Source organism: Paenibacillus selenitireducens (genome assembly GCF_002021565.1).
GTDB classification, from domain to species: Bacteria; Bacillota; Bacilli; order Paenibacillales; family Paenibacillaceae; genus Paenibacillus_K; species Paenibacillus_K selenitireducens.
In genome coordinates this window covers 15,175-40,300 of sequence record NZ_MSZX01000023.1, presented here as the reverse complement: position 1 = coordinate 40,300, position 25,126 = coordinate 15,175, and the positions used below count along the sequence as shown (strand labels likewise).

Annotated in this window: 26 protein-coding genes; 6 read left to right on the top strand and 20 right to left on the bottom strand. The window is 41.7% G+C overall.

Features of this window, described 5'->3' with window-relative positions:
- Positions 1–165 precede the first annotated feature (165 nt).
- On the bottom strand, positions 166–501 hold the full coding sequence (locus tag BVG16_RS33585; protein ID WP_269845624.1) for a DUF4111 domain-containing protein: 336 nt from the start codon (positions 499–501) through the stop codon (positions 166–168).
- Between the two features lie 428 nt (positions 502–929).
- Between BVG16_RS33585 and BVG16_RS30770 the strand changes: the two genes are divergently transcribed.
- Complete coding sequence (locus tag BVG16_RS30770; RefSeq protein ID WP_078503019.1) at positions 930–1,415, top strand: hypothetical protein; 486 nt, start codon at positions 930–932, stop codon at positions 1,413–1,415.
- 419 nt (positions 1,416–1,834) lie between these two features.
- Here the strand turns inward: BVG16_RS30770 and BVG16_RS30765 are convergent, their stop codons facing one another.
- The 5 genes from BVG16_RS30765 to BVG16_RS30745 all read right to left on the bottom strand — a co-directional run bounded on the left by BVG16_RS30765 (position 1,835) and on the right by BVG16_RS30745 (position 5,559).
- Complete coding sequence (locus tag BVG16_RS30765) at positions 1,835–2,281, bottom strand: GNAT family N-acetyltransferase (RefSeq protein ID WP_078503018.1); 447 nt, start codon at positions 2,279–2,281, stop codon at positions 1,835–1,837.
- A gap of 364 nt (positions 2,282–2,645) precedes the next feature.
- Positions 2,646–3,020 carry a hypothetical protein gene (locus BVG16_RS30760; RefSeq protein ID WP_078503017.1) on the bottom strand — a complete coding sequence of 125 codons (375 nt, stop codon included), beginning with the start codon at positions 3,018–3,020 and terminating at the stop codon, positions 2,646–2,648.
- 346 nt (positions 3,021–3,366) lie between these two features.
- Positions 3,367–4,314 (bottom strand): alpha/beta hydrolase, encoded by a 948-nt coding sequence (locus BVG16_RS30755; protein WP_233147216.1) that lies wholly within the window; start codon positions 4,312–4,314, stop codon positions 3,367–3,369.
- A 355-nt stretch (positions 4,315–4,669) separates the two neighbouring features.
- Positions 4,670–4,861 (bottom strand): hypothetical protein, encoded by a 192-nt coding sequence (locus BVG16_RS30750; RefSeq protein WP_144027547.1) that lies wholly within the window; start codon positions 4,859–4,861, stop codon positions 4,670–4,672.
- Positions 4,862–4,890: 29 nt separating this feature from the next.
- Positions 4,891–5,559: a phosphotransferase gene (locus BVG16_RS30745; RefSeq protein WP_078503015.1), complete on the bottom strand. Its 669-nt coding sequence runs from the start codon at positions 5,557–5,559 to the stop codon at positions 4,891–4,893.
- A gap of 297 nt (positions 5,560–5,856) precedes the next feature.
- Between BVG16_RS30745 and BVG16_RS30740 the strand changes: the two genes are divergently transcribed.
- Positions 5,857–6,537: a hypothetical protein gene (locus tag BVG16_RS30740; protein ID WP_144027546.1), complete on the top strand. Its 681-nt coding sequence runs from the start codon at positions 5,857–5,859 to the stop codon at positions 6,535–6,537.
- Positions 6,538–6,584: 47 nt separating this feature from the next.
- Here the strand turns inward: BVG16_RS30740 and BVG16_RS30735 are convergent, their stop codons facing one another.
- The 12 genes from BVG16_RS30735 to BVG16_RS30680 all read right to left on the bottom strand — a co-directional run bounded on the left by BVG16_RS30735 (position 6,585) and on the right by BVG16_RS30680 (position 20,109).
- Positions 6,585–7,103 carry a hypothetical protein gene (locus tag BVG16_RS30735; RefSeq protein ID WP_078503013.1) on the bottom strand — a complete coding sequence of 173 codons (519 nt, stop codon included), beginning with the start codon at positions 7,101–7,103 and terminating at the stop codon, positions 6,585–6,587.
- Between the two features lie 162 nt (positions 7,104–7,265).
- Positions 7,266–8,177, bottom strand: coding sequence for an aldo/keto reductase (locus BVG16_RS30730; RefSeq protein WP_078503012.1), 912 nt, complete (start codon positions 8,175–8,177; stop codon positions 7,266–7,268).
- Positions 8,178–8,394: 217 nt separating this feature from the next.
- Complete coding sequence (locus BVG16_RS30725) at positions 8,395–11,565, bottom strand: ATP-binding cassette domain-containing protein (RefSeq protein WP_078503011.1); 3,171 nt, start codon at positions 11,563–11,565, stop codon at positions 8,395–8,397.
- 167 nt (positions 11,566–11,732) lie between these two features.
- Complete coding sequence (locus BVG16_RS30720; protein WP_078503010.1) at positions 11,733–12,149, bottom strand: SRPBCC family protein; 417 nt, start codon at positions 12,147–12,149, stop codon at positions 11,733–11,735.
- Positions 12,149–12,472 (bottom strand): ArsR/SmtB family transcription factor, encoded by a 324-nt coding sequence (locus BVG16_RS30715; RefSeq protein ID WP_078503009.1) that lies wholly within the window; start codon positions 12,470–12,472, stop codon positions 12,149–12,151. Before BVG16_RS30715 ends, BVG16_RS30720 begins: the two co-directional genes overlap by 1 nt.
- 354 nt (positions 12,473–12,826) lie before the next feature.
- Entirely contained in the window at positions 12,827–14,029 is a 1,203-nt protein-coding gene (locus BVG16_RS30710; protein ID WP_078503008.1) for a macrolide family glycosyltransferase, read from the bottom strand.
- Between the two features lie 225 nt (positions 14,030–14,254).
- On the bottom strand, positions 14,255–15,370 hold the full coding sequence (locus BVG16_RS30705) for an extracellular solute-binding protein (RefSeq protein WP_078503007.1): 1,116 nt from the start codon (positions 15,368–15,370) through the stop codon (positions 14,255–14,257).
- On the bottom strand, positions 15,367–17,181 hold the full coding sequence (locus BVG16_RS30700) for an RNA polymerase sigma factor (RefSeq protein ID WP_078503006.1): 1,815 nt from the start codon (positions 17,179–17,181) through the stop codon (positions 15,367–15,369). Before BVG16_RS30700 ends, BVG16_RS30705 begins: the two co-directional genes overlap by 4 nt.
- A 189-nt stretch (positions 17,182–17,370) precedes the next feature.
- A complete protein-coding gene (locus BVG16_RS33920) occupies positions 17,371–17,589 on the bottom strand; it encodes a VOC family protein (protein WP_078503005.1) in 219 nt (72 codons plus the stop codon).
- Positions 17,590–17,670: 81 nt separating this feature from the next.
- Positions 17,671–18,180, bottom strand: coding sequence for a hypothetical protein (locus tag BVG16_RS30690; RefSeq protein ID WP_078503004.1), 510 nt, complete (start codon positions 18,178–18,180; stop codon positions 17,671–17,673).
- Positions 18,181–18,462: 282 nt separating this feature from the next.
- Positions 18,463–19,569 carry a polysaccharide deacetylase family protein gene (locus BVG16_RS30685; protein WP_078503003.1) on the bottom strand — a complete coding sequence of 369 codons (1,107 nt, stop codon included), beginning with the start codon at positions 19,567–19,569 and terminating at the stop codon, positions 18,463–18,465.
- A 180-nt stretch (positions 19,570–19,749) separates the two neighbouring features.
- A complete protein-coding gene (locus tag BVG16_RS30680; protein WP_078503002.1) occupies positions 19,750–20,109 on the bottom strand; it encodes a hypothetical protein in 360 nt (119 codons plus the stop codon).
- Positions 20,110–20,210: 101 nt separating this feature from the next.
- Here BVG16_RS30680 and BVG16_RS30675 point away from each other — a divergent pair, with 101 nt between their 5' ends.
- The 3 genes from BVG16_RS30675 to BVG16_RS33805 are packed head-to-tail and all read left to right on the top strand — an operon-like array spanning position 20,211 to position 21,806.
- Positions 20,211–20,786, top strand: coding sequence for a transposase (locus tag BVG16_RS30675; protein ID WP_233147220.1), 576 nt, complete (start codon positions 20,211–20,213; stop codon positions 20,784–20,786).
- Positions 20,716–21,477 (top strand): GTP-binding protein, encoded by a 762-nt coding sequence (locus BVG16_RS30670; RefSeq protein ID WP_158081843.1) that lies wholly within the window; start codon positions 20,716–20,718, stop codon positions 21,475–21,477. Before BVG16_RS30675 ends, BVG16_RS30670 begins: the two co-directional genes overlap by 71 nt.
- The gene (locus BVG16_RS33805) at positions 21,414–21,806 is read left to right on the top strand and encodes a GTP-binding protein (protein WP_078502999.1); all 393 of its coding nucleotides are present in this window, start codon (positions 21,414–21,416) and stop codon (positions 21,804–21,806) included. Before BVG16_RS30670 ends, BVG16_RS33805 begins: the two co-directional genes overlap by 64 nt.
- Before the next feature lie 7 nt (positions 21,807–21,813).
- Here BVG16_RS33805 and BVG16_RS30660 read toward each other — a convergent pair whose 3' ends face one another.
- Positions 21,814–22,647, bottom strand: coding sequence for a phytanoyl-CoA dioxygenase family protein (locus BVG16_RS30660; protein WP_233147215.1), 834 nt, complete (start codon positions 22,645–22,647; stop codon positions 21,814–21,816).
- A gap of 126 nt (positions 22,648–22,773) precedes the next feature.
- Between BVG16_RS30660 and BVG16_RS30655 the strand changes: the two genes are divergently transcribed.
- A complete protein-coding gene (locus BVG16_RS30655; RefSeq protein WP_078502997.1) occupies positions 22,774–23,643 on the top strand; it encodes a helix-turn-helix transcriptional regulator in 870 nt (289 codons plus the stop codon).
- Between the two features lie 130 nt (positions 23,644–23,773).
- Here the strand turns inward: BVG16_RS30655 and BVG16_RS30650 are convergent, their stop codons facing one another.
- Positions 23,774–25,111 (bottom strand): MFS transporter, encoded by a 1,338-nt coding sequence (locus tag BVG16_RS30650; RefSeq protein ID WP_233147214.1) that lies wholly within the window; start codon positions 25,109–25,111, stop codon positions 23,774–23,776.
- Between the last annotated feature and the right edge of the window lie 15 nt (positions 25,112–25,126).

Sequence of the window (25,126 nt, the reverse complement as noted above, 5' to 3'; positions counted from 1 at the left end):
TTCTTTCATTGATTTACCATATTGATTTCCTAATTATTGAAATTGTAACCATTTGGAAGTCGGATGTCAACCGGGCGATTTGACTGTCTTTAACGTTAAAATAGCAACGGCTGCTGGCATCAGCAGCAGCCTTGTCCTGGATGTTTATTCAGCTATAGTTCGCCGTTAGCTGAATGATATGTTTTGCTTTATTTCTTGTATCATGTATTCAACGAATGCTAAAAAATTTTGTGAATCAACATTACTATTATCTGTTTCTCCGTTGTATTCATTTAGACATTGGTTAACCAACTGCTGAAACTTTTGAGGCAAATTTTTTACTCCCCATTCTCCGCCTTCTCGCTTTGAAGATATCTTACCTTTTTTTATAAAATAAAGGACTCGACTGAGATTTAAGGTTAGGTACGTAGGAGTAAGGTACGCAGGGGGATTGTCAATGATCTCCTCTGCTGCTCCATCCACATCGTGTAGAATGGAGGCAAGGTAGTATTGACTCTCGATCGGTTCATAAAGCTTACTTAATGGTTTTCCGTATAGGGTTATTCCTCTCTCATAGGCAACAACAATTTGAGAAGCTAAATCTATTTTTGCAATCCTAGAATTATTTACTGGTGTTAGCTTTTCTTTTACAACAACTAAAAAATCGATGCTCTAAGTATAATTCAACTGACATTTACATCAAGGTAATACTTATTTATAATCAACTATCCTGTCCGTTAGCCCAATAAAATGAGCGAGCAGCTGCCGTAGCAAACTGCTCCTCGCTCTGTTCAACTAACGTTCCCCGTTAGCGCAACACGCTATTCTCTGAGGAATCTCCTTTATAGGCATCTGCACAATCATATAGTTATTAACCTACATACTGTAAACAAAGGTTATTTGACTTTACGAATAGTGCATTATCTTTTTAAAGCAAAAGGAGATATTATATGACAAATTTTTATTCTTTTCACGGGACTATCACTATGATTAATGATTTTTTTACAGGTCAAAATGGTGAAGGATGTTTTAATTTAGTATCTGTAGACAACGGATTGGGAGCATTAGTAAATTTCGTTGTGTCACCCAATACTTATTTTGTAGACCATGTAATGATGTCAGTAGGAGATCAAGTGACTGGATATTATGACGGAAATGCACCTGCTCCACTAATTTACCCTCCACAATATCAAGCAATTGTCATGGTAAAAAATAGCCCATATCAGAATGTAAAAGTAGATTATTTTAATACTGAGTTGGAGAGTAGTGATGGACGATTACGATTAAATATTTCTCCATATACTCAAATAGTATTAACAAATGGGCAACACTTTTCAAGAACCCCTGCGAACCGAGATCTAATTGTTATTTATGGACCTACCACAAAAAGTATCCCCGCCATTACCACACCCTATAGAATTATAGTTTTGTGTTAGGGGGATGCTGTCCACTGCAGAGGATGGAATAATATTCATAATTCATTGGTTCAACTAATCTGCCCGTTAGTTTAGTCTCAACCTTGGCTCAATGCAATAACATGATGGCTCAATTTTATTAACAAGGTCCATTTAACCTAATGGCTCTATGACACCGAAATATTCAGTTTATACTGCTTTCGTTATTATCCTTTAATTAGCACTTGGAGATTTCCGATAACGTTCTTGTATTCATGAACCCGAAAGGCTTAAGGGAGCGTTAGCGATCGGCTGGCTCTGCCACTTAGCCTTGCAGGGTTGTCTGCCTGATCCGCTTCTTCGAAAGTGCCGCGGGCAGACCTAGGGAGCATCAGCGACCGCGGCATGAATACATTGTTATGTGATGTTCATTGACTTCATTGAATAACTACTCAATTCTTTTAAGTCATAAGATGACGAACCACTTCACCGTCAATTAATTCTTTACTTACTCTTTCAAATCCCAGAGATTCATATAGATTACCTGCAACTGTATTCTCGGGTCTATGTCCAATCATAATTCTTTGGCAGTTCAATGTTTCTTTCATTAATTCTATTAATTGTTTCATCGATTCTTTTCCATGCCCTTTTCCCTGGTACCTTTCATCAATCATCAGTGCAGGAATCCAATAGTTACCCTCATTATCCGGTATCTTACAATACACAATAAAACCTATAATATCCGAACTATAATAGATCGTCATCGGTTCAAAGTCAGTGACATACTTTGATTCAGCAATCCAGTATACTATTGGGGCTGGGAATACTTTCTTTTGATCTTTTGTTACTTCCAATTGGGTGCAGTTATACCAGTTATCAACCGATACAGGCTTCAAACTAATTGCCATTTTAGATTCCTCCTTGTCAAGTTCCACAGAGGAATCACCTAATCATTCCTCTGTGTTAAATCAAAACACCTCTTAAATCACTGTTGGTTTTACTCGTATTCGTATTATTCATACTACATCACTCCTTTCATGCTATTTGATTATTCATATTTTTTTAGACTATTTCAATGAATTTCGCATAACGTTTTTGTATCTACGAACCCGAGAGGCTTAAGGCGCTCCGCACCGGGTCCGACGGACTTAGCCTCGCAGGGTTGTTCGCTGAATCAACTTCTCCACTTCCACTTGTCGCGAACCAAGGGCGTAGATACGGTGTTAGGCGAAGTGCCACCTGAGTTACTCACAAAATAGAAGATTGCTATGATTACGAGTCGTTATCAAAGAATCCTTTAGGGTAATATTCATCATCTTCTATTTCAACATCGGGGTAGCTAGTAAAGACGTTTTGAAACTCATCTGTTTCAATTAAGTAATGTATTACTTCGTGGATCCTTTCCTTACTTCCAATATCAATTAATACCATATCACTAAACCATAAATAGGCCCCATTCATACATTCTCCTGTTTTTCTATTATTTTCTCTTCTTGTATTTATGTTTTTATATGTAAAAAAACTTGCTACCCACTTCAATTTATTTGAAAAGACTACAATTACATCAGTATTTACATCTTCAATATCCCATTGCCCCTCTGCCCACTGTTCTGCTTCTATCCATATAATTCTCTGTAAGTTTTTCATTACTCTAACCTTTCAGTAGTTATTAATCCTAGCATTTTAAAGGTTTTATAATTGTATTACTTATTTAGCTTCGGCATTTCGCATAACGTTGTTGTGTTCATGACGTCCCACCACCGTCTTATTCATGAACTTCATTAATAATTCCATATGTAGAGTATTCGCGAAAATATTGAAGCTAACCTGCCCGTTAGCTCAACGAGGCTGCCGTTACATGCAGGCAGCCTCGTCATGATGTTTATTGATCTATAGTTCCCAGTAAGCTTAACGTTCATCAATGACTCTTCGAGAACAGTGAAGTAATTCAATTTTTCCAATTGCTTGCTACGTGCCTCCCGTGTTGAGGAAGTTATTTCCCAACATAAAATTGCAAATAATTATCAACCATCGATTTCCAATAGTCCCCATTATGTTTTCCTTTATTTAAGTGATATTCAACGGAAACTCCTTTAGCTTTTAGAATAGAATACAATTTTTCCGAACCCTCGTAAAACTTAAAATCATCTTGATCCCCACAATCCAAGTATACCTTCATTTTTGATGAATTTAGATTTTGTGCAAGAATAAGTGGGTCACGGGTTTGTCGGACTGTATCGGTTGGATAAAGGAAAGATTTCAAACCATTTTCACCGCCAGTTGTAGACCAATCGTTCAAGAATAAAGCAGGACTGTGCCCTCCCACCTTACTAAACATATCGGTATGCAAGAAAGCTGTATGCAAGCTAATAAAACCACCCATTGACAACCCGCCGATGTAACGGCTCTCGCGTTTAGCTAATGTACTATAATGACTATCGACATATCCAATAACATCTTTGTACAAATAGTCCTCATACATGCCGTTATAAGTCGTGTATGGATCTCCAGTATTAGTCACAGAGTAGGTTTGAGAAGAGTTAATGCCGTAGCTATTATCCAGCTCAGGAGAAACCATGATGAGCGGTACAATTTTCCCCGCCTCGATTAATTTGTCGGCTGCTTGATCGATCCCAAGTCCGGGTATCCAATCCGTCTCATTCCCCGTGTACCCATGGATAAGGTATAAAACAGGGTAATGTACTGCAGAACTATAACCCTTTGGGAGGTAAACGTTCATCTTTTTTTCTTGATCAAGAGATTTACTATAAAAGGTTATTTTTTGAATTTCCGAGGATAATAATGGATTATTCTTGTCCATTGCAGGTGATTCTTCGGAGAGAGTCTGAATTGACTTTGCGGGGGCTTTGTTCGCAGAACACCCAATTACAAATAAGCATACGGTAGACATGATGAAAAGAGCGATTACAAACTTCAACATAACGAATTACCTCCTCCTAAATAACTGTAGCACAGTAAATTGTTATATATTCACTGTCGACACTATAAAAGTACGAGTTTACAATCGCTATATAAATTCCCTCTTATGTCTTAATATCAGCCACATTCTTTCTCCTCCCTTTGAACTTTCCTGTTTGCATCCTCAATATACAAAAACTCGTTTATGTTTGAATACACGATATTGTCGACTTCTCTTCGTGTCGAACTTCGAGTCTTGCCGAGGAAGATCATCAATCGTACCTTGGATGAGAATTACACGGTTTTCTATGCCTAGTTCAACTGATTTATGGTTAGCGATTTTCCGTTCAATAAATTAAACTTCTGTTAAGTTTAATTTATTTTCTCATTATTAAATGAGCTAAACTGCAATAAAAAAACAACGTTATTAATAAAAAGATAATCATAATCAAAGATAAGGTTTTACCTAATTTTGCTCCGAAGTCATTTTTGAATTTATAACCCAGAATCAATGCTGGTATATAGAAAATAAGAGAACCTAACCCAATTTTCTTATAATCTTGTTTCAAGATAAAAGCCCCCATTCGAAAACTCTTCTTTATATCCGATCTCGAATCATAGCAGCAAGTCTGGCAATTTGTTCATCTGGTATGGCGCCCGAAGCAATTGAACGCGCGGCAGCCGGTACATACCAAGACTTAATTTCTTCCTCTGTTACTCCAGACAACTTACAGTACTCGTCGATGAAAATGTGGTAGGCCTCTTTCCGCGAAGCTTGAAAGAACTCATCGACAGCAGCCGGAGTTTCCGGTGGCAAGACAGCATAATCGATCGTCACGCAAACTTCCGCGACATCCGCTGCCGGGTTGCCAAGCGAGGCATGCATCCAGTCGATCATGACCGGTAAGCCGTCTCTCAGTATCAGATTACTCATATTTGTATCACCATGACAAAGCTGTTGTTTAACGGGTAAATGGTCAATATAGGAATGGATGGCTGATATTTCGTCATTGGTAAACAATGCAGATCGGCCAATAATCGCTTTTAAATTCTCCTTTTGATCGGTAACGATATCGAAGACGGATGCTATATGAATGTCATTCAGCACTCTCGCGAATATTCGTAGTTCGCTATCTGTTTTGTCATTTTGAAAAGTATACATTTGTTCAAATAATCGATTCACGATCGTTTCCCCGACAATCTTTTCGAATATAATTCCGGGACGACCTTCCCATATCCCTAACTCAAACGGTCTAGCGACGGGCAATCCGCCCCCTCATGTCATGCCATTCCACACTTGAACTACGTTATACTGGAAATTTTTTGTATCCTAAACTTACCATAATTTGAATTAACCTGTAAGTAGATTTTCTGCGTTAAACTGTCCTTTAGCTTAATGAACAGTGCTCGTTCGGAACGGCCCGCTGAGCTGAGGCTCCCTCCAGACACTTTCCAGTTCACTACCATCGTCAAGGTTCAGCCTCTGGGCCCCCCTTTGCTATGTCAGATGAAACTTTTCCCAGGATAAATCGTCTATATTTCTATATGAAGAAGAGGTGAATAATTGATGAAACCCCTGTCAAAAATTGTGCTGTGTACTGCCCTCGGGGCGATGATTGCTGCAGGCTCCGCTTATGCAGGATCTAATTTGGATTTGATTATCAATGGTCATGGGTTTGTGACGAGCTATCTGGACCTTCAAGTCAAAGACGGCAAAGTGCTTGTTCCGATCGATCGTCTTGCGGAAGTATTTAAAGGTAAAGCGGTCTACGATGCTGATAAGAATGAAGTTCAAGTGACACTGCCGGAATCCGCTAAACAAGCGATTCAGATCAACCGTTTGGAAGATGCTATGGTCCCTTCTACAGCACAAGAAGCCTTAAATACTTGGGTCAAAGGCATTCAGAAGCGCAATGGGGCGCTGCAATTTGCTGTTTTCTCACCTGAACTGCGTTCCAAAACCAAGAAAGAATTCGAAGATTACTACTGGACAACGGGTGGCTCCAGTCCGCATATGTCTGAGATCGAAAAGCTCAAAACAAAATCTTTGAATAAAACAACGACTCAATTCTCATTCGATTATGGTCTTGTTGCTTCCAATTGGAAAGGCAAGGGCTCTGCGGTTGTCACCGTACAGAAATTGACAGCCAAAGGCTATGATGGCTGGTTTATTACAAATATTAAAATGAAAGACCCGGGCGATACAGGTACCACGATCGGTGTCGAGCCGTTAAAAAATAATTGATCCAAAATACAAGCTCATCTTAAATAATCGCCAATTTCGCTATCTACTTATACAATAGCTCCTTCTAATTTCTCATCTAGTATTAAGTGAAAATGTGCATCATCCAAGGAATTATTTTCAACATAGATACGATAATCTCCATCCTCTGGTATTGTAAAGGTTACTGTACCTGTTCCATCATTGACAATTTCACTATAAATTTTCTTTGTTGAGACGGACATGATCCCAATTTTAAGTTCTCTTTCCTGTTCACATGCTACAGTCCAAGTAATAGTTTCACCTTTTACCAAGTCTCTCTTTCCGAAATTGTTTGAACTTCCCCCAATTAGCCATATCAATAAATCCTTACCGTCCGATGTGTCAATTCCGCCTAATTTTATGATGGATGATTGATCTTCGGTTGCTTTCTCTTTTGAATTATCTATAGACGATGAGACTCTCTCAGGATCATTAAATTTACTAACCGCAACTACTAATCCTATGATAATTATGGTAAAAAGTGCAATATTAAAGACTATAAAGAAAGCTTTCTTCTTCTTAGCGTATGTGATTGATGAATTTAGCATTTTTATCCTCCTCATTTGGTACTAGTGTATTAAACGCTTTAATCATGAATAAGTTGCAAGCCACAGGCTTCCACTACCCTGTGAGCAAGTAAAAAGGATCCGCCGTGGCGGATCCTTCTACTGTTTTATTGATACCCGTTGAACGGTATATGAACTGCCAACCTATTTAGCATGGCTTGCGATTTCTTCAGCAGCCTGCCAAACACGATCCTCGAAATCCACTTCCAGCAATTCAAAGTTGGTGCGCAGGTGGTTAATGTTCTTCGTTCCCGCAAGTATGGACGTAATTCCTTCTTTTCTGTACAGGAATTGCAAAGCAAGAGCGGTCAGTCGATCGGATTCCCCACCAACGAGTTCAAGCAATTTCATTACTTTGGCGTTTCCAGCAGGATCATTTGTAATTTGAGGAAGTACTCGCGAAGTAAGCTTGCCGTAGCCGAGACCACCGCGGATAAACACCCCGATTCCTCTCTCATGAGCAAGTTGAATATTTTCATCGTTATGAACATTGAGTAAATTATACTCAAGCTGCATGATATCGAAATCACCGCTTAGAATGCACCGCTTCGCAAGCTCTCCATCGATGGAGGCACCTAGATGCCCGATTTTACCTTCTTTTTTCGCATCCTTCATCGCAGCCACGGTCTCGCCGTCATCAAGAACTTTTTGAGGATCGGGTCCGAAATGAATTTGCAGAACATCGATATAGTCGGTGTTTAACAACAAAAGACTTCGATCGATCGACTCTTTGATCGCCTTATATGAGAAATCGTAGTATGTACCGGGATATTGGTTATGCTCTCCTGCTTTGGTAGCAAGTACATATTGGGATCGACGGGAAGCGATCGACTTACCAATGCGCTCCTCACTTGCATGATAGGCGCTTGCTGTGTCGATCAGAGTAATTCCTAAATCCAACACTTCGTTTAGCAAGGTTCCTGCGGTTTGCTCGCTCGGACGCTCCGTCTCCGAGCCTATACCCCAATCCCGACCGATTTCTAATGCCCCGAATCCTAGAAAAGTAACCTCTTTATTCATCCGCCCTATTATTCGGCGTTCTAATGCTTTTGACATGTTAAAACCTCTTTCTTTTCATTATCATTTACTATATATTCACGGCGACTCAGTTTTGTTATTATACCATATTAATCCTTGGATGAGTTCTGTTTATCAATTGCTGTCCGGCAAGTAGCAAAAAAACTCATCTGCAATTCATTATTGCAAATGAGTTTTCTTCACTGACTAACATCTAGCTCTGTATTAAAATATCGCTTGTTTTAATCATTCTAGTTTAATTATTTTGCTCAAGGAATTGGTAAATTGCCATCATTTCTTGTTTATTCAACTCACGAATACGGTTGAAAATTGGAATATCTGCAACAGCCTCAAGATTTAAGCTTTCAGCAACAACATCACTTACTTTGCCAGTTAGCCATCTTTGCACGTCTATGCCATCAACGATTTCCTTACGCCCTTCATCATTGATGCCACTTGCATAACAACTTACACATGGTATCGATAATTTAAAAACACCATCATGAAGCCCATCTTCCGAAATGACTTTCTTCCCATTACAGAATGGACAGGAATGACTTGCTTTAATTTTATTAATTAGGGTGACAATTTTTTTGTAACCAAACGCTTCATAGACATAGGTCAGTTTTTTGTATTTTCCATTGGTGAAATACTTATCAATGATGGTTTCTCTCGTTTCGGTGATATTGGCAAAATCACAGATGGTGATCCGATTATTCATGCTGATGGATTCGATACTGCCGCTAATCCGGCCCCAGAATGGCAGGACATTTTGTAAAACCATTTCATAGTGCGCAAAGCTTGCCAGCTCTAGTTCAAGCATTTTCAGAGCGACTTGTGTTTCCCTAGGCAATAGAGAGACATCTTCTGTCAAAGGCATATCGCCGCCGACAATGGCTTTTATTTTTTCTAGTATCTGTAAATTCCCAACGGTTTTCATCACTTGATCAAGAGGCTGCCCAATAATCTCACGAATATCCGTATCGCCAAATTTTAGCTTTTTATGATGATTTAGCACAGTTCCTTGACAGATTGGACAGGTAATCATTTCTTTGGATTCTTTGATATGCTCTTTAATAATCGATTTGGATATGACCATATAGCGCCCAATGATGAAATTTAAGCCCTCCCAAGTCCTCGATGCCTTGCCTGCTTTATCATAGAATGACTTTTCCCAATATCCGTATAAAAAGGTATGCTTTTCTGCTTCTGTCATCTCGTTATAACTTTTGCTTATATCCTGACCGAGCTCATTTTTAATCTCATCAAAGATGAATTTTAATTTTGGAAATTGATAATATTTTAAAATCTCCATCACGTCTGGATGCAATAGGCCATCCCAGAATGGCACGGTTTTGTCCTGAATAACAACATCAAAATCAAATTTTTCAATTACCCGGCGGCCCGAGCAGCTTGGACAATGATTGTCTTGATGATAGAAATCAAAGCTATTCGTATCTTTATTGGTTGGATGCGCCGTAACTATATGGTTGATCAAGCCACCAATTTCAAATAGAAAACTGTATTGACTATATAAATGTCGTTCCAGATCAATGGCGATGACGGGTGCAATGGTATCCGAATCGTATTCACCATAAATCAAACGTGCCATGGATGATAAGCTTTTTAAGATGCCGCCCTTATAGATGTTTTCTGCATTTTTAAAATAGGCAATCTGATTTTCTTTTAAATAGTTAATTCCATTTTGTTGATTAAGTGTTGAAGAAATTCGTGATGGACCAACACTAGAAGTACTGTTTTGTTCACGATAATAATCATCATGACTGAGAACATCAAGATGCTCCACAGGTGCAAGCTGTCTTTTACCAAAATCAACGATAAAATCAGAATTTTCTAGCATATACGAATTATGTTCAATCATTATTATGGAGACAGATTTATCCTGCAGAATGCCCCTAACACTATCAATGAACTGATTTAAAATATTTTGTGATAAACCTTTGGAAGGTTCGTCAAAAATAAAAAGTGTATGTGGGTTTCTTGCGTTCGCAAACAGCTCAGAAACTAAATGAACACATTGAAATTCACCCGTTGATAAGGACTGTGTTTTTCTTTCCAACGTCAAATAACCAAGCCCAAGTTTGATCAATAAGCTCAAGCGTTTATGAGCGATGTCCTCATTTGGCAGTTCATCAATAATATCTTCAATCGAGCGCTGAAAAATATCATCAATATCTTCACTATATTTTGTGAGCTTCTTTTTAATATCAAGAAAAGTCGCAACGGTTGACCGACTGGTAATCGATTGGTTTCGATCTTGCCCAACCATTACGAGTTTATCTTTGGGATATCGCTTCAGAAAATCTTTGGCCATACATTCATTGACAAGTGTAGATTTACCACATCCAGACTCACCCGTAAAAGTTACAAGTCTATTTTTGGGAATCTGAATTTCGGCCATTTGAATATTACGACAGTAAAGATCATGAAATTGGTAATATTCTGTTGGTGCTGCCTGATTTCGTTCCCAATTGATTGGTTGTGGACGTGGTGATTCTTCAACAATTTTCCCGCCGTATTTACCACTACCTGGTCCAAAGAACAATTGCTCGTCCGTTGTGTCAAGCACCGTGTCAGAATGATCAATGAGCCAAATTTGATTCTTATACCCTAATTGTGTAATCTGTTCTAAAATTTTCAATAGGGTTTGGTGATCAAGACCCACGGAGATTTCATCAATGATAATAACCGTATTTTCACTTGTTGCCATGAATTCTGCCAAGTAAAGTCGTGTTAATTCTCCACCTGACAATGTACCCATAATGCGATTTAATGTTAAATAACCAATATTCATATTGATTATATTTTTTAGAATTTGTTGTTTTCCTTCACTAATCTTTAAAACTTCTGCTTGTGAAAAAATGGTTTCAATGCTTAAGTCGTTGATATCGGAAATACGCTGTGCTTGATCAAATAATTCAATTTTATATTGCTCAACTTCTTGATTAAAGCGTTTCCCCTTACACTTTTTACATTCGACATTTTTAGAAGTTCCGCGACCTTTACAATCTGGACACCAGCCTAATGGATTATTAAATGAAAAAACTTCTGGAGAAAGATTATATTTTTCAGCAAGAGTAACACGAATCTCTGTAAACACGCCAGTATGTGTGCCAATGGTTGAACGTGGATTTGAAGAAATGGATGATCTACCTAGAAAAAGTACAAGTGGCATTTCTTCCATCTTGATGGCACTGAAATTGGTTTCCATGATATTTGGAAATAAATACTGATATTCAGCCTTTGGCAATAAGGAAACGAGTCGCTTCTTGGATTCTTCACCAATGGATTGACAAAAAGTTGTTTTACCCGATCCAGACAAACCAGCAATTCCTAACGATTCATCTACTGGTAATACTGCATCTAATTTGTTAATATTGTTCGCAATTAATTGATTTATTTTCATAGGGATATCCTCTCATCTCCATTCTCTTCATTTAGTATTGCCATGATTAATTACATTAAAAAGGGCACTTTCCGTATTCCAGAAAAGCGCCCTATTCTTGAAGTAAACCGATTAATATTTATAATTATCAATTTCTATTGGATGAATGGAGGATGAAGAAACCATCTTTACAGTTCTGCTAACACTTTTTCAAGCTGACCACCCATATTCGTCCAAGCATATTTAGCTCCTTCGATGGCTCCCTGGCGGGCTTTTGTTGCTTCACTAAATCCAGATTGGTCGAGATGTAGATGAACAGTTCCATCTGAATCTTTTTTCAAAGTCCAAGTAACCGTAGTGCCTTCTCCGGCACTTAGCCAAGTGTAAGATAATGTATGAGGCTCATCCACTACGAGTACCTCGCAATCTACGATTCCATCCCACCATTCATTTGGCTCAGCACGGAATTGAAATTTATGTCCTACGACTGGTTTAAAGTCATTGTTCCAGATCCATTTCGCAAGCGTATCCGAATCAGTTAACGCGTTCCACACCTTCTCGATTGAACTTGTAAATTGAAAATCTAATGATAAATCTGGTTTCATTATTCTTCCTCCAATAAAAGTTTTAGTTTAACAATTCTATCTTTCCAGAATCCCTCGTAAATAGATACCCAATCTTGGATTTCTTGGAGCGGAGTGGCATTCAACCGATACCTCGTTTCTCTACCAACCTTTCGAGTAGTTACGAGATCAGCATCTTTAAGGATAGATAAATGCTTAGAAACTGCTGTACGACCCATTTGAAAATGAACCGTTATCTCATGTAGGGGTAATTCTTCAACTTCTGCCAACATTTGAAGTAATCTTCGCCTTGTTGGATCGGCAACAGCGTCATAAACATCTCTCACCTGACTTTTTTCGTTCAAAATCACCCCCACCTTTTCATTATTATTTCCTGTTGTGTCACCGATTAAACTTCATAATAACCTTATAGGACACCTTTTGTTGTCTTAATTATTATAGGACACCAAAAGGTGTCATGTCAAGTCCCTTGCTATTCCATAATCGGGCCCTTGGTCAGAATCTTTCATATTCCACGATCTGTATATGAAATTCGTATCCAGTCGTGGCCATCTGGGATTTGTCAACTGTAAATATATTTTCTAAACGCAAACAACCGATCTTGATTAAGATCGGTTGTTTGCGTTTGGTGGTTCCGAGGGGGATTAAATCCCTTGCCATTAGCATACTCTCGACAGGAGCTACACCATTCCTTTATTTTAGATATGATCTTGACTTTTAAATTCGAAAATCTCATCAACAGCTTGATGATACCCACCTGATTTTTGAAAGGATTCGCTCATATTTGCAACAGCTTTCTTGAAAGATGAGAGGCTTAACACATGATCTACGGCTTCCCGTAGTTGATTTGCAGTCAAGCTTTGCATTTGTAATTGAATGCCTGCTCCGATATTGGCGACTTGCCCCGCAATGATCGGCTGATCCGCGCTTTGTGGGATTACAATGAGCGGAACCCCGTAATAGAGACCTTCATGTGTACTGTTCATTCCACCATGTGTAATAAATAATTTAGTGAATTGCAGTACATCCGTTTGTGGAACATAATTTTTTACGATGAAGTTTTTAGGAATTTCCCCTAAATCAGAAATTTGGGCTTTATTCCCAATAGACATGACAATCGTATGATCCGTGTTCCCAAATGCCTCAAAACAAAGCTTATAGAACTCAATTGCTTGGTTAAAGACGGTACCCAGTGAAATGTAAATTGGGTTTTTCCCCTTGATTGCAGTAAAGTCGAAGTTCTCTTGAGTTAATCGTGAAGAGATGGATGGACCTACAAATTTATAAGTTTGGTTGAATGCTTCTCCATAAGGTTGAAACTCCCTTGTTGTATAAACGATTGTAAGTGGTGCAGGATTACAAAACACTTCGTAAGGAGAATGGATCTCCACATCATATTTTTCCTTCACCATTTCCGTCAGGCTTTGAAATTTATCGTTTATAGGTTTAACTATTTCTGCAGGGACTTTTATAGAAAATTGTTCCAACATATTATCGAATGATACTTTTGTCTGCGCAAAAGAAGTACAAGAGTTGATTGCAGGAAGCTTAAGAATTTGAGCAAGTAAACGTCCACAACCAAACATGGAATCATGGATGATGTAATCAAAATGCTCTCCTTTGATCTGTTCAAGAACGCTTGGAATGACTATATCTGCCGTAAGTAAAAGACCGTTGATTCTTTCGAGTAAATAATCTCTTCCACCTGAGATAAAGGCTTTTATAAATTTTTGATCGTCAAATGTTCGAACTGTTGCTCCCGTCTTCTCAATACGCTCCCGATAAGCTTCTATAGAAAAGTACACTACCTCTTCTCCACGCGAAATAAGCTCTTGCACAACTCCAATCGTTGGATTGATATGTCCCTCTGATCCACCATTAATAAATAACACACGCGCCATTTCTACCACTCCTTAGGTATACTAGAGTAAGGGGCACTGTCCCATACCATCGCTCGAATCAAATCATGGAATCAAGTTTATCATAGTACACTACTTGAAAATTTCAAAACTTTAATCACCATATGTTTCCACTATTCTGCCCGTCTAGTTGAAAAAAACGAGCAGACGCCGTGGCGAACTGCTCGTTCATGTTTGATTCCTGCTTAGAGGAAATAACTTTTTTCATCAAGCGAACCTCGTCCATGACCGCAGCGTTTGGGAGACATCGGCACCCTCGAGAATCATCCTGTGGATGTCCTCGTTAATCAGCTGACGTGACGAATTCCACTTCTCGCTCAGGTAATACCCGCTTGGCCGTACATGGTCGAGCTCCTCCATGTAACGCGACCAGAGGCGGTGCCCGGTCAGACCTCGATCCTCCGCCTGAGAGCGTGTCAGCGGAAGCGGCCAAGAATGCCGCTCAATGATATAATGGCGTAGAAACTCCCAGGCTAGACGAGGGTTCTTCGACTTAGAAGTAACACCGGCCGCGCCCATGTAGATCATGTTCGACTGATCGCCCCCCTGCATTTTCGGCAGGCCAACCACCCCGAACTTGTCGTCGATCTTGTGATAGATCAAATCGCCGGTAAACCACATAAAACCGAAGATCATCGCAAAACCCTCGTGAAGCTGACCCGCTGCGGAAGGTTCGTCCGGCTTCCGGATAATCCCGTGTACACGATACGCATCAATCACCTTGCGGAACGCCTCGATGGTTGCCGGACTGTCGACATACCCTCTCGCCGTCGATCCGTTCGGAGACAGATAGCTTCCGCCATTCCGGAACACAAACGGCTCATACCACTCGATATCTACGCCGATTCCAAAGCCGAACTGCGAAGCGACGCCATGCTCATTGCGGATCGTCAGCTTTTTACCCAACTCGATAAAATCGTCCCATGTCCAATCCTCGGTCGGATAAGCTAGTCCGGCACGGTCAAACATTTCCTTATTGAAGACAATAAGCGGTATGCTGACGTCGACCGGCAGTCCTGGCAGCATACCGTTGTGGCGGGCGACCCGCATTGGCCCTTGGTAAAGATCCTCCTCAAGTCCGTCGACTTCCGCGACATAGGGATTTAAATCTACGAACATGTCTTTATTGTTAAATAGCGACCACCCGCCCGACTCGATGATATCCGGCGCCTCGTCGGATTGATAGGCGTTATTCGATTCAAAATGATCTGTCGATTGCTCGATGACGATTCTTACGCCAGGGTTGGCCCGTTCGAATGACTCCTTGGCATCCGTCAACCTTTGCAAATGTTGAAACTCCGTCATAAACCGCAGCTCTTTCATTGTCTGCTTCCCTCTTCCCCAGCCTTTACGGCGATACTTTTCTCTAGATAACCGACCGCGGCGCTTTCGAAGGCCTTGGCTTTCTCCAACTGCTCAACGCATACTTCACGCATGTCCGGCGGCAGAACCTCCGACGTCCGGATGAACGGCACAAGCCTGCTGAGTTCAGCCATCGCGTCGGCGGCCTGCTCATAGGCTACTGACGCCAACATCGCCAGCCGCATCGCCTCTCCTTCAAGAGGCACGCCCCGCAGGTAAAGCGCCGCATAACGCTTCGCCTCGGCATATACGGCGGAGAGCTGTCCCATCCCGTAACGGTTCGGCGCAATATGCGGGCTTCGCAGATGGTCAATCCAGCGGTCATATGCCGCCAGCCCGGACGTGTAATTTAAGTACGAGGTTCGTGGTCGATATTCGCAGCCGTGCTTTGCGTAGGCGATTGCGAATCGGATCGTCCGCAGTGCTTGCTCGCGGGTTCCTGTCTCCCTAGGTCGCCTTGCAGTTTCTCCTGCTGTCTGTTCCAGTTTACTGCCAAAACCAGCTAAAAACCGGACGGGATTGTTTATCACATCGTCGTACGAAAGCGTTTTGCCTTCCGGCCGAATCGGATCGGTGAGATGAACGACTCTTACCCGGTCGTCGTACCCATAGATAACCGACCATTCGTGCACATATGGCCTGGTAACCAGCGTATCAAAATACAGAACCGGCCTCCCGGCGTCGATGTGTCTGCGGATGAACGGAAGCACCGCCTCCTCGATCCGGAGCACGACTGGGAACCGTTCCACCGCCCCGAGCAGCGGAACGGGCGAATCTGCCAGTTGACCGCATAGCACCGAGATCTCATAGCCGATTTCTCTCATCAGTCCCTGCAGTGTGGCTCTCCAGTCAAACACGTAGATGCCGTCGGCGAACGTCGTTTTATCCGAGAGCTTCATCCGGAATGCGAAGGTGGACACCCCCATGAGTTCTGCGGCTTCCCTCTGGTCGCCTATTGAAGCAAGCATTCGCCCGATGCTGCTTATGAACGTCGACATGACTGGAGGCTCTGCCTGCCATGACCGCAGGTCAAGTAGCTTATGTCTGGCCAATCCGCTTCCTCCCTTCTTCTCAGGCAAAAGGCCGAGAGTGACGCGAATATGCTCATTCCGGAGCTTCTGGCGAGAGCGGTGGATATACGTATAGATCGAACCGGTCGTCATTCGATACATTTCGGCGATCTCATCAGGGCTCAATTGGCGGAAAAAGTAAGCCTTGAAAATATCTCGCTCCTTGCGGCTCAGGCAATGCAGCAGCGCATGAATCGTTTCGTATATTTCCTTGCGCAGAAGATGCTCCGCCGGGTCCTGCTCCCTCATTGCTGCATCGGTCGCCGTACGTGCCAGATAATAGAGGATGCTGTCCAGGTCCTCCCAGTCAACCCTTGAGCCATTTGTTTCCGGGGAGCTGATGGAAACGAACGGCCGTTCATTCCGGTGCGGTCCGCCCCGTCGCATTCGCATGTTCGCCTGATTACGCACGATACGGTAAAACCAGGGGAGAAAACGGCTAGTATCGACGAGTGAACCCATATGCATGAATGCACGTATAAGAGCATCCTGTACCACGTCGTCGGCCATGTGGGGATCTCCTGTCAGCCGCTCCGCTAAGCCGCGCGCTTTATTGCGATGCTGCTCGATCAACTCGCCGAACGCCTCGGTATCTCCTTGCTGCGCACGCTCCACCAGCGACTGATCCCGATCGAAGGACGCCATCCCGACGGATGCAACCTTGCTAGCTGCACTTGCCCTATCTTCCGCTTCGAATGCCATACTTTCCTCCTCGCGTCTCTTCGCCCTATTTATTTAGATGCCGCCCGTTCGTTCGATTTGAACAAGATTTTAAATTTATTTTTTGTCAGAGTCAGTTAGCTTGAGAAATAATTCTGCTAAAAACACTTAATTATCCTTTATATGTTGCGCTTATCTGCCCAATACTTGAGTGCAACAACACTAGTGACTCTAACATTTACAAATCATCAACATGTTGCCATCTGGATCTTTAAAATTAAACCAATGGCCATTCTCTATATCGGTGACAAGTTCAATTTTACGGTCTTTCATGAATTGGTAAGCCTTATGTATATCGTCCGTGTTCAAATGGAAGGCAGGATTTCTAAAGTATGAATCCCCATTGTAAATATTGCTGTCTAAGATAAGGTTTAAACCATTATTTTTCACACTCCTTAATGATCGTAATACCAAGATTTAAGATATATTGTACCATAATATTTGGTAAAATAAGGGCATTAATATATTGCTTTAATTTTCAAGTTGATTGATTGCTTTTTGAAATTGTTGTTCGTATTTCGCAGGTTTATCCATTGCAGCACGTGCCCAATAAAATACCATCACATTTTTTGCTTCATAAATACGAGGAAGCATCATATCATATCTTTCTTTTTGTTTATTAAAATCTTCCAACCCTTTTTTTCGTGCATTTTCTGATTCGAAAACATAAATTGAAACTTGCTCTAGTTTAGTTGGGTCTGTATTTTCGACAGGACTGCCCACAGTAAATCTATTTGATTTCATGTTGTTTAATATCCAATCATTGTTAGATTCTTCAACTGGCATTAATTCAAGTCCTTCTTCTTGCAAAGCTTTTTTGAAGTCTTCCAATGTTTTTTTCGCTTCAATCACAATTTCTTTTCCGTCATTGTATTCTCCCTCTCCCACTGTTTGTCGAGGATGGTTTTCTAAGGATTCATTAAAATATCCTGTCAACGCTATTAACATAACACATGCCAGTAAAATGAATTTTAATTTCAATAGAATCCCCTCTTTTCAACTGTTATGACGCTTGGAGAAACAGGTATGTTGCAAAACTGCTCATTAGCGGAAAAAAGGGCTGCCACTTGGCAGCCCTTACAGTATTAAACTATCGTGTTCTGTTAGGTAATATAATAAGTGTTTATTGAGCTATAGTACCCGTTAGTGCAGTAAGTAAAAATTACTTTATACAACCATATTACTTATAATCGTTAGAAAACCGTTCTTTGTGGCGGTATCAATTAACCGATTTCTTGCAGTATCGCTAACAAAAACCACTCATCAGGCAGAGAGACTTTTGCTCATTTTACGCTTTCTCTCTGCGAGCAACCTCGACCCACTCCATAACCAAAGGGCAGCGACAACCACGAGGACAAGCAGAGATATGATTATATAAAATTTACGCGTTCTTGAACCCTCATCAAATTGAATGCTGCCGAGCTTCTCCTCAGCGTGTTTCATGAGGGATAGCTGCAGCACCGGATCATTGACCATACCTCCAGCATTCACTCGAAAACCATTGGTTTGTCCGGGCTTGTTTAAACCCATCTTTACAGTCAGCGTTACATCAATTCCTAACTGATCGCATATGTCTAGAAGCGACTCAGAGAAGAACCCAAAAGGAAAAGCAAGCACATTTTTTTGGACGCCCAGCTTCTGCTGGAGGATGTCATTGGCATGCTTAAGGTCGTTAGTAACACGAAGCTTGTACTCTTCCTTAGTTTCCTTCCGCTGCTTGTCCTTCAGGTAAATCCGACCGGCAAGCATTGCAGTCTCCGAAGTACCTGAAGAATTAGTATTTGCATACTTGTGCGAGTCATACGTATGACTGAAAAATTCAATGCCGTTTCTATGCATCAGTTCAACCTGCTCCCAGGTCACCTTCGGAATCCCTTTATACTCCGGATTGTCGATTGCATTGACAATAAGGAAGTTGGACGCAGGGACCTGATATTTCTGTAGGAGCGGATAAGCATACGTATAAAATGATTCATAGCCGTCGTCGAAAGTAAGGAGCACCGCGTTGTCCGGAACAGGGGAAGAGTGCCGTATGAAATCTATGTACTGACTCATGGTAATCCAGTGAAAGTTATTATCTCTCATTAACTCTAATTGCTTCTCGAAATTAGTGACGGATAATGTTCCAGGGTCCTTCGGCTCAGGACTGAGATTATGATACATCAGCACAAGAACGCGGTCTTTATAGTAGATACCGTTTGGATTATTAGATTCAGGTTTTAATCCATCGTATGGAGAGATGGCACTCCCAAACAAATGGTTGAGAATAGGGATTTTCGAATGGTATCTTTGAATTACGAAGTAGCCAAACACAATTGTAGATGTCACTAGCAGGAGAGATAAAAGAATAAATTTGATATTTTTAAACATGTAGTCGCCTCACAAAGCAAGATTGATGTTCGAACTGTAATTATAGTGAACATATGGAGTGATTGTACCATATTTAGGAACGATTAACACCAATCAAGCCAACATCCGACATAAAACGTTCCCGCTTTTGCTAGCAGTGGGTTCAAATTATTGAATAAATTTATCCGTTCGTTGAATGAATCAACCCTCAATTAAACCAAGATATCTGATTTCCCTACCATCTAAATTAACAATTAGTATTTGACCACTCTCAAAAATTTCTGCTCCAACTGGAAGTTTGGTCGCCATTTCGTTTTCAAAAGTAATCCCATCTATATATTGCTTTCTAATTGTTCCAACAATCTCACCAATTGTTAGTTCTGTTTGTTGTACCCATTCAATGTTACTTGCATTTGTGTAAATGATTCCTTTGTGTTGAAAAATATCTGCATTCGGATTTTGAGTGAGAATTTCTTTTGTTGTCGGGTTGTGAGTTGTTTCAGTTGCTGGATGTTCAGAATTGTTTATTTTTGATTGATTACATCCTGTAAGTATTAACAACGCGATTAGATTACGGGTTTTCTCTGGCAGAATCGATTCCTTCAGCAGCGACGTACTCGCGTCTTATTCAAAAGTTAAGTCAGAGTCACGCCTTGGAAGAGGTGGGCCAACACGTATTAAAGCTCGCATTAGAAGAAGGATTTATTCCAGACGATACGATTGCCATTGATGCTACCCACTTCGAAGCACGTGATCAAGCTCCAGCAAAACAAGGAAAAATAAAAGAGGCACCCAAGAAGCGCGGTCGCAAAGCTAAGCATGAGCGAGAAGCCTGGTTGCTACAACAACAGCTTGAAGAAGAACAGAAGTCCATCTTTGACAAGAAAATCGCTGATCTGCTGCCTGAGTCCTACGAGAAGCTAAGACAGCAAATGCCCATTGCACCTGAATGGGGCATTAAATGCAACAGCGAAGGAAAAAACTTCTATTGGTACCGCTACAAAGGCCATCTTGCTGTCGGAACACAGAGCCAGTATATTCTCGGAGCACTTCTTTCATCTGGGAATATGAACGATGGAAAAGCAGCGATTGCTTTACTAAAGGGGATAAAGGCACAGTTTCTTCAATACGCGTTCAACTATGCGACGATGGATGCAGGTTATGATTATGAGCCTATTTACGAAGAAATCCGCAAGACAAAAGCTGATGCAATCATTGCTTATAACCCGAAAGCGTGAACCAGAGTTGGAAGGCTTCAATGAATACTTCGCCCCGACATGTGTGCGAGAGCATGCTCTACTTCGTCTGATGGAAGAAGTACAGCAGCGCGGCCTGAAACCAGGGGTGCTCATGAATGAGTTAGGCAAACAGGATGTGGATGGTCATTTGCTCGAAGGATACAGCAAGGGCGCCTTGCAAAAACTGCTAGACGGTTGTGTATGCTGCAGCAAAAAAAGTGAACTTGCAGGAAGTCTGAAGCTCCGCTATGATCAGAAGCCGGACATCATCTTGATCGAGCTAACAGGCGTGGCGAACCCCGAGGAAATTACAGACGCACTATCCGAGCCAAATCTTGTACGGAGCTTGGATGTGAAGCAGATTATTACTGTATTGGATGCCGAACATACGCTCGACTATAACAGTATTTTTGCATCGGATAGGCAATTGGTACATACACTTCGCCGTCAGATCGAAGTCACACACCTCATCGTCTTGAATAAGATCGACCTTGCGGAAGAGAATCAGCTGCTCAAAATCGAGAAAATGATCCGTAAACAAAATGAGAGAGCTCAAATCGTTCGTACCATGCAAAGCCGGATCGATGTAGGTCCTATCATGGATTCGATGCTGCTAGAAAAAAACACATGGAAGACCCGCATCCCTTCATGTCTCATCGCACCGTTCGTCTTTCAAGCAACCCGGTATTAGAACGGAATCCAGTAAGATCGGAACCGAGCGTGATCCCATCGCATACCCGGCTCCGTACGCTTTGTCTTCCATGCCCTTCGAATGGCTCGATAACTCGCGTTCAAGTGGAACATTTCATCATGCAATGGTCCAACCAGCTCATCCGCGCCAAAGGGGACATCAAGTTCGCTGCACATCAGGAGACACAGCTCATGCAGTTCGCAGGCAAGCGCATTTACTGGGAGAAAACACGTGCTGATACGGATGATTCCTATATTGTCCTTATTGGACTGGATATGGACATCGATCTCATTAAGCAATCATGGGCAAGACTACTCCCTTCACCGTAATGATTGGCTATTTGGAATAAAGTAACGGGAAGAATTCATTATCGAACTTTTGTCCAAACTGCGGACGTGGGCCAAGCAAGCGAACATTATCATGCCGAGCTCTGCCCTCTTTGTAGGAGGTATCTCCAGGCATTAGATGTGCTACGACAGACAACCTCGGCTGGTCGGTGAAATTTGTTGCCGAGCCATGGAATGTAAGGGCATGGTGGAAACTTGCTTGGCCAGCTTTTAGAATACAAGGCTCCTCTACCCAATCTCGATTTGCAAAACGCTGCTTCAGCATCGTCATATCCTGTTCGAAGAAAGTATCGCTTCCCTTGACAGCGCCCCACTTATGTGAACCCAAGATCGTCATCATGCCGCCATTATTCAGGTCCGTGTCCTGCAGCGCAATCCAAACGGTTACCATATTCGGAGTACTGCTTGAGCGCCAATAGGCGTAATCCTGATGCCATCCAACATTCCCTGAGTTTGTTTCTTGGCCTGAAGTACCCGGCTTGTAGATCACTTGATCATGCCATAGACGAATCTCGTCCTCGTTCAGGAGCTCAGCAGCCATTTGGCCTAAATTCGGATCCGTGACGACACTACAAACCTCATCGTTAATCCACCAGCCATTATCGAATTTACGAAGAGCAAATGGATTGTCAGAAAGATTGAAGTCATGAAGAGGCATACCAGAGCCATCATAATCTTTCTTCCAAATACGCTCATGCGCACCGCGAAGACGCTCGATCGTCTCGTCATCCAGTAATTTCGGGCTGATCCAATAACCGTCTTGATCAAACCTCTCTTTATCCGCTGCTGTAATGTTGTAATTAATAACTCCCAATATGGACACCTCATCTTTTCTTGAAAGTGGCTTACTACGTTCATTGTAGACCACAAGATGAGCATTGACTTTCCAAAACCTATCAAATAGGATTGGAAACATAAGAGATCATTAGAAACGATAAGGAACGTAACTATGGCGAAAATAAAGAATGAAACAATGCGTTGGGTGTATGAATTCCCGGAGTCGGCTAAGCTATCCCACATACCTGAATTGATCATGCTAGGCTATGACCGATTTCATGAAGCTTCTCCTTTAATCGTCCACCAACATGAACGTTCGTATGAGTTTGTATTCGTGGACAGCGGGAAGGTCACTTGGGAGGTAGGCGGTCACTTATATCCCTCCCACACCGGACAGGTCTTCTACACTCGGCCTGGAGAATGGCATAGTGCACGTCTTAATTTCATCGAGCCATGCAGTATCTGGTGGATGATTATTGCGGATCCATCCGAGCATTCCGGGTGGCTAAATTTACAAGATGAAGACCGTATGGAGATTCATCACCAGCTGCAGCAGCTGCCAAGAGTCGTATTCGTGGATAATCGTGTTCGTGAACCATTTACTAAGCTAAGAGACATTATTGAGCATAACGAGTCACTGGCTTCTTGCCGTGTACGTCATTACGTACTCGACATTATTCTGCAAATGCTGAACCCGTCTTCTAACCGTCAAATCCCACTTGATTTCCAAGAGGCCATGATTAAATTGACCGAAACCATCCAAGCAGCGCCTGAAACGAGATGGATTAATAAGGAGCTCGCTGATCAGGTTGGCGTAAGCGAATCCCACTTCTACCGATTGTTCCATGATATGCATGGGCAGTCACCTGCTAATTATATCGATCGGCTGCGAATGGATATTGCCTGTCAGATGCTTCGTCAACAAGAGGTCAGCGTCACAACAGTTGCGATGGATCTAGGCTATAAGACCAGCCAGCATTTCTCCACCGTATTCAAAAAATATATCGGTCTGTCACCCTCACAGTGGCGCAGATCCTCTTGATAGACGGTATTGTGGAAAAATTAAAGCTACGGACAAAAGGCTTAGAAGTATATATTTATGGTTAAGTTTCCTTCTAGTTTCCACCTGTTGTTTATATAAATGCAACTTTTAAAATCAAACCATTCTACCCTTACAGTTTTTCTGACATTCCTTTTTCACTATATTTCTTTGATTTTCCCTGCAAGGAATTATTAGATTCTGTTAAATTGGTCTTACGGGACCAAACAACAACTGGGATAAGTAGTAGTGAAATGATGCCTCCTGCAATTGAGAGTGTCGCATAACTGGAATTAGCTACAACCATGCCAGATAATGCTCCTCCCGAAGCCCCCGATAAAGCGATCAAGACATCAACAGATCCTTGTGTCTTAGCACGAGTGGACGGGTTAGTTGCATCCACAATGAGCGCCGTGCCACTAATCAAGCCAAAGTTCCACCCAAGCCCAAGTAAAGCTAGACCACAGGTGAGTAATACCATAGAATCTGCTGGTGCAATAGCTGCTAGAATGCCAGCAACAAGTAGAGTAGCACCAGAAGCAATCGCCATTGCGGTACGACCAATCTTATCTACAAGGAAGCCCGTCATAAGCGATGGGAGATACATTGCGCCGATATGGAAGCCAATTACTATTCCTATTTCTTTTAAACCATGTCCATGGTGTCCCATATGTACAGGTGTCATGGTCATAATAGATATCATAACAATCTGTGTTAAAATCATTATTGTAGCTCCAACAACGATTCCACGTTTCTGTATTGTTAGTTGGCTAGAATTCTCAGCTAAATAATTGCTTTCTTCTTTTCTCTGCTTATTTGCAATTGCTTTTGCAACGACGAGAGGATCTGGGCGAAGTAAAGTAAAGAGTACCAAACCTGCGAGGATGTAGGCTGCGGCAGCTAGAATGAACGGACCCGCTAGTGCAGGCACTCCAATGGATGTTGCAAATCGACCCAATATATTAACCAAGTTTGGACCTGCGACCGCACCGAAGGTGGTTGACACCATTGCGATACTGACTGCCGTAGCTCGTTGTTTAGAATTAGCAAGATCTGTACCCGCATAACGTGCTTGTAAATTTGTAGCAGTCCCGGCACCATAGATAAGTAGTGAAGCAAAAAGAAGTAGTATATTACTAGTTAATGCTGAAATCACCACTCCGATTGCTCCTATACCTCCAACTAAAAATCCTGTTGCTAGTCCTATACGTCGTCCAAATTGTTGACTAAGCCGCCCTACAAGTAACGCTGCCCCAGCTGAACCCAAAGTGAATAGCGCGGCCGGAACACCTGCAAAACTATCTGCCCCTAACATGTCTTGTGCAAGAAGAGCTCCCACGGTTACACCTGCTGCAAGTCCTGCACCACCGAAAATTTGTGAAATAACAATGATAATTAAAGTGCGTTGATATAATTTTCTATGCTTTTCTGGAGAATCAATGTAACTTTGTATCCAATCTTCTTTAACCATGATGTTCTCCCCTAT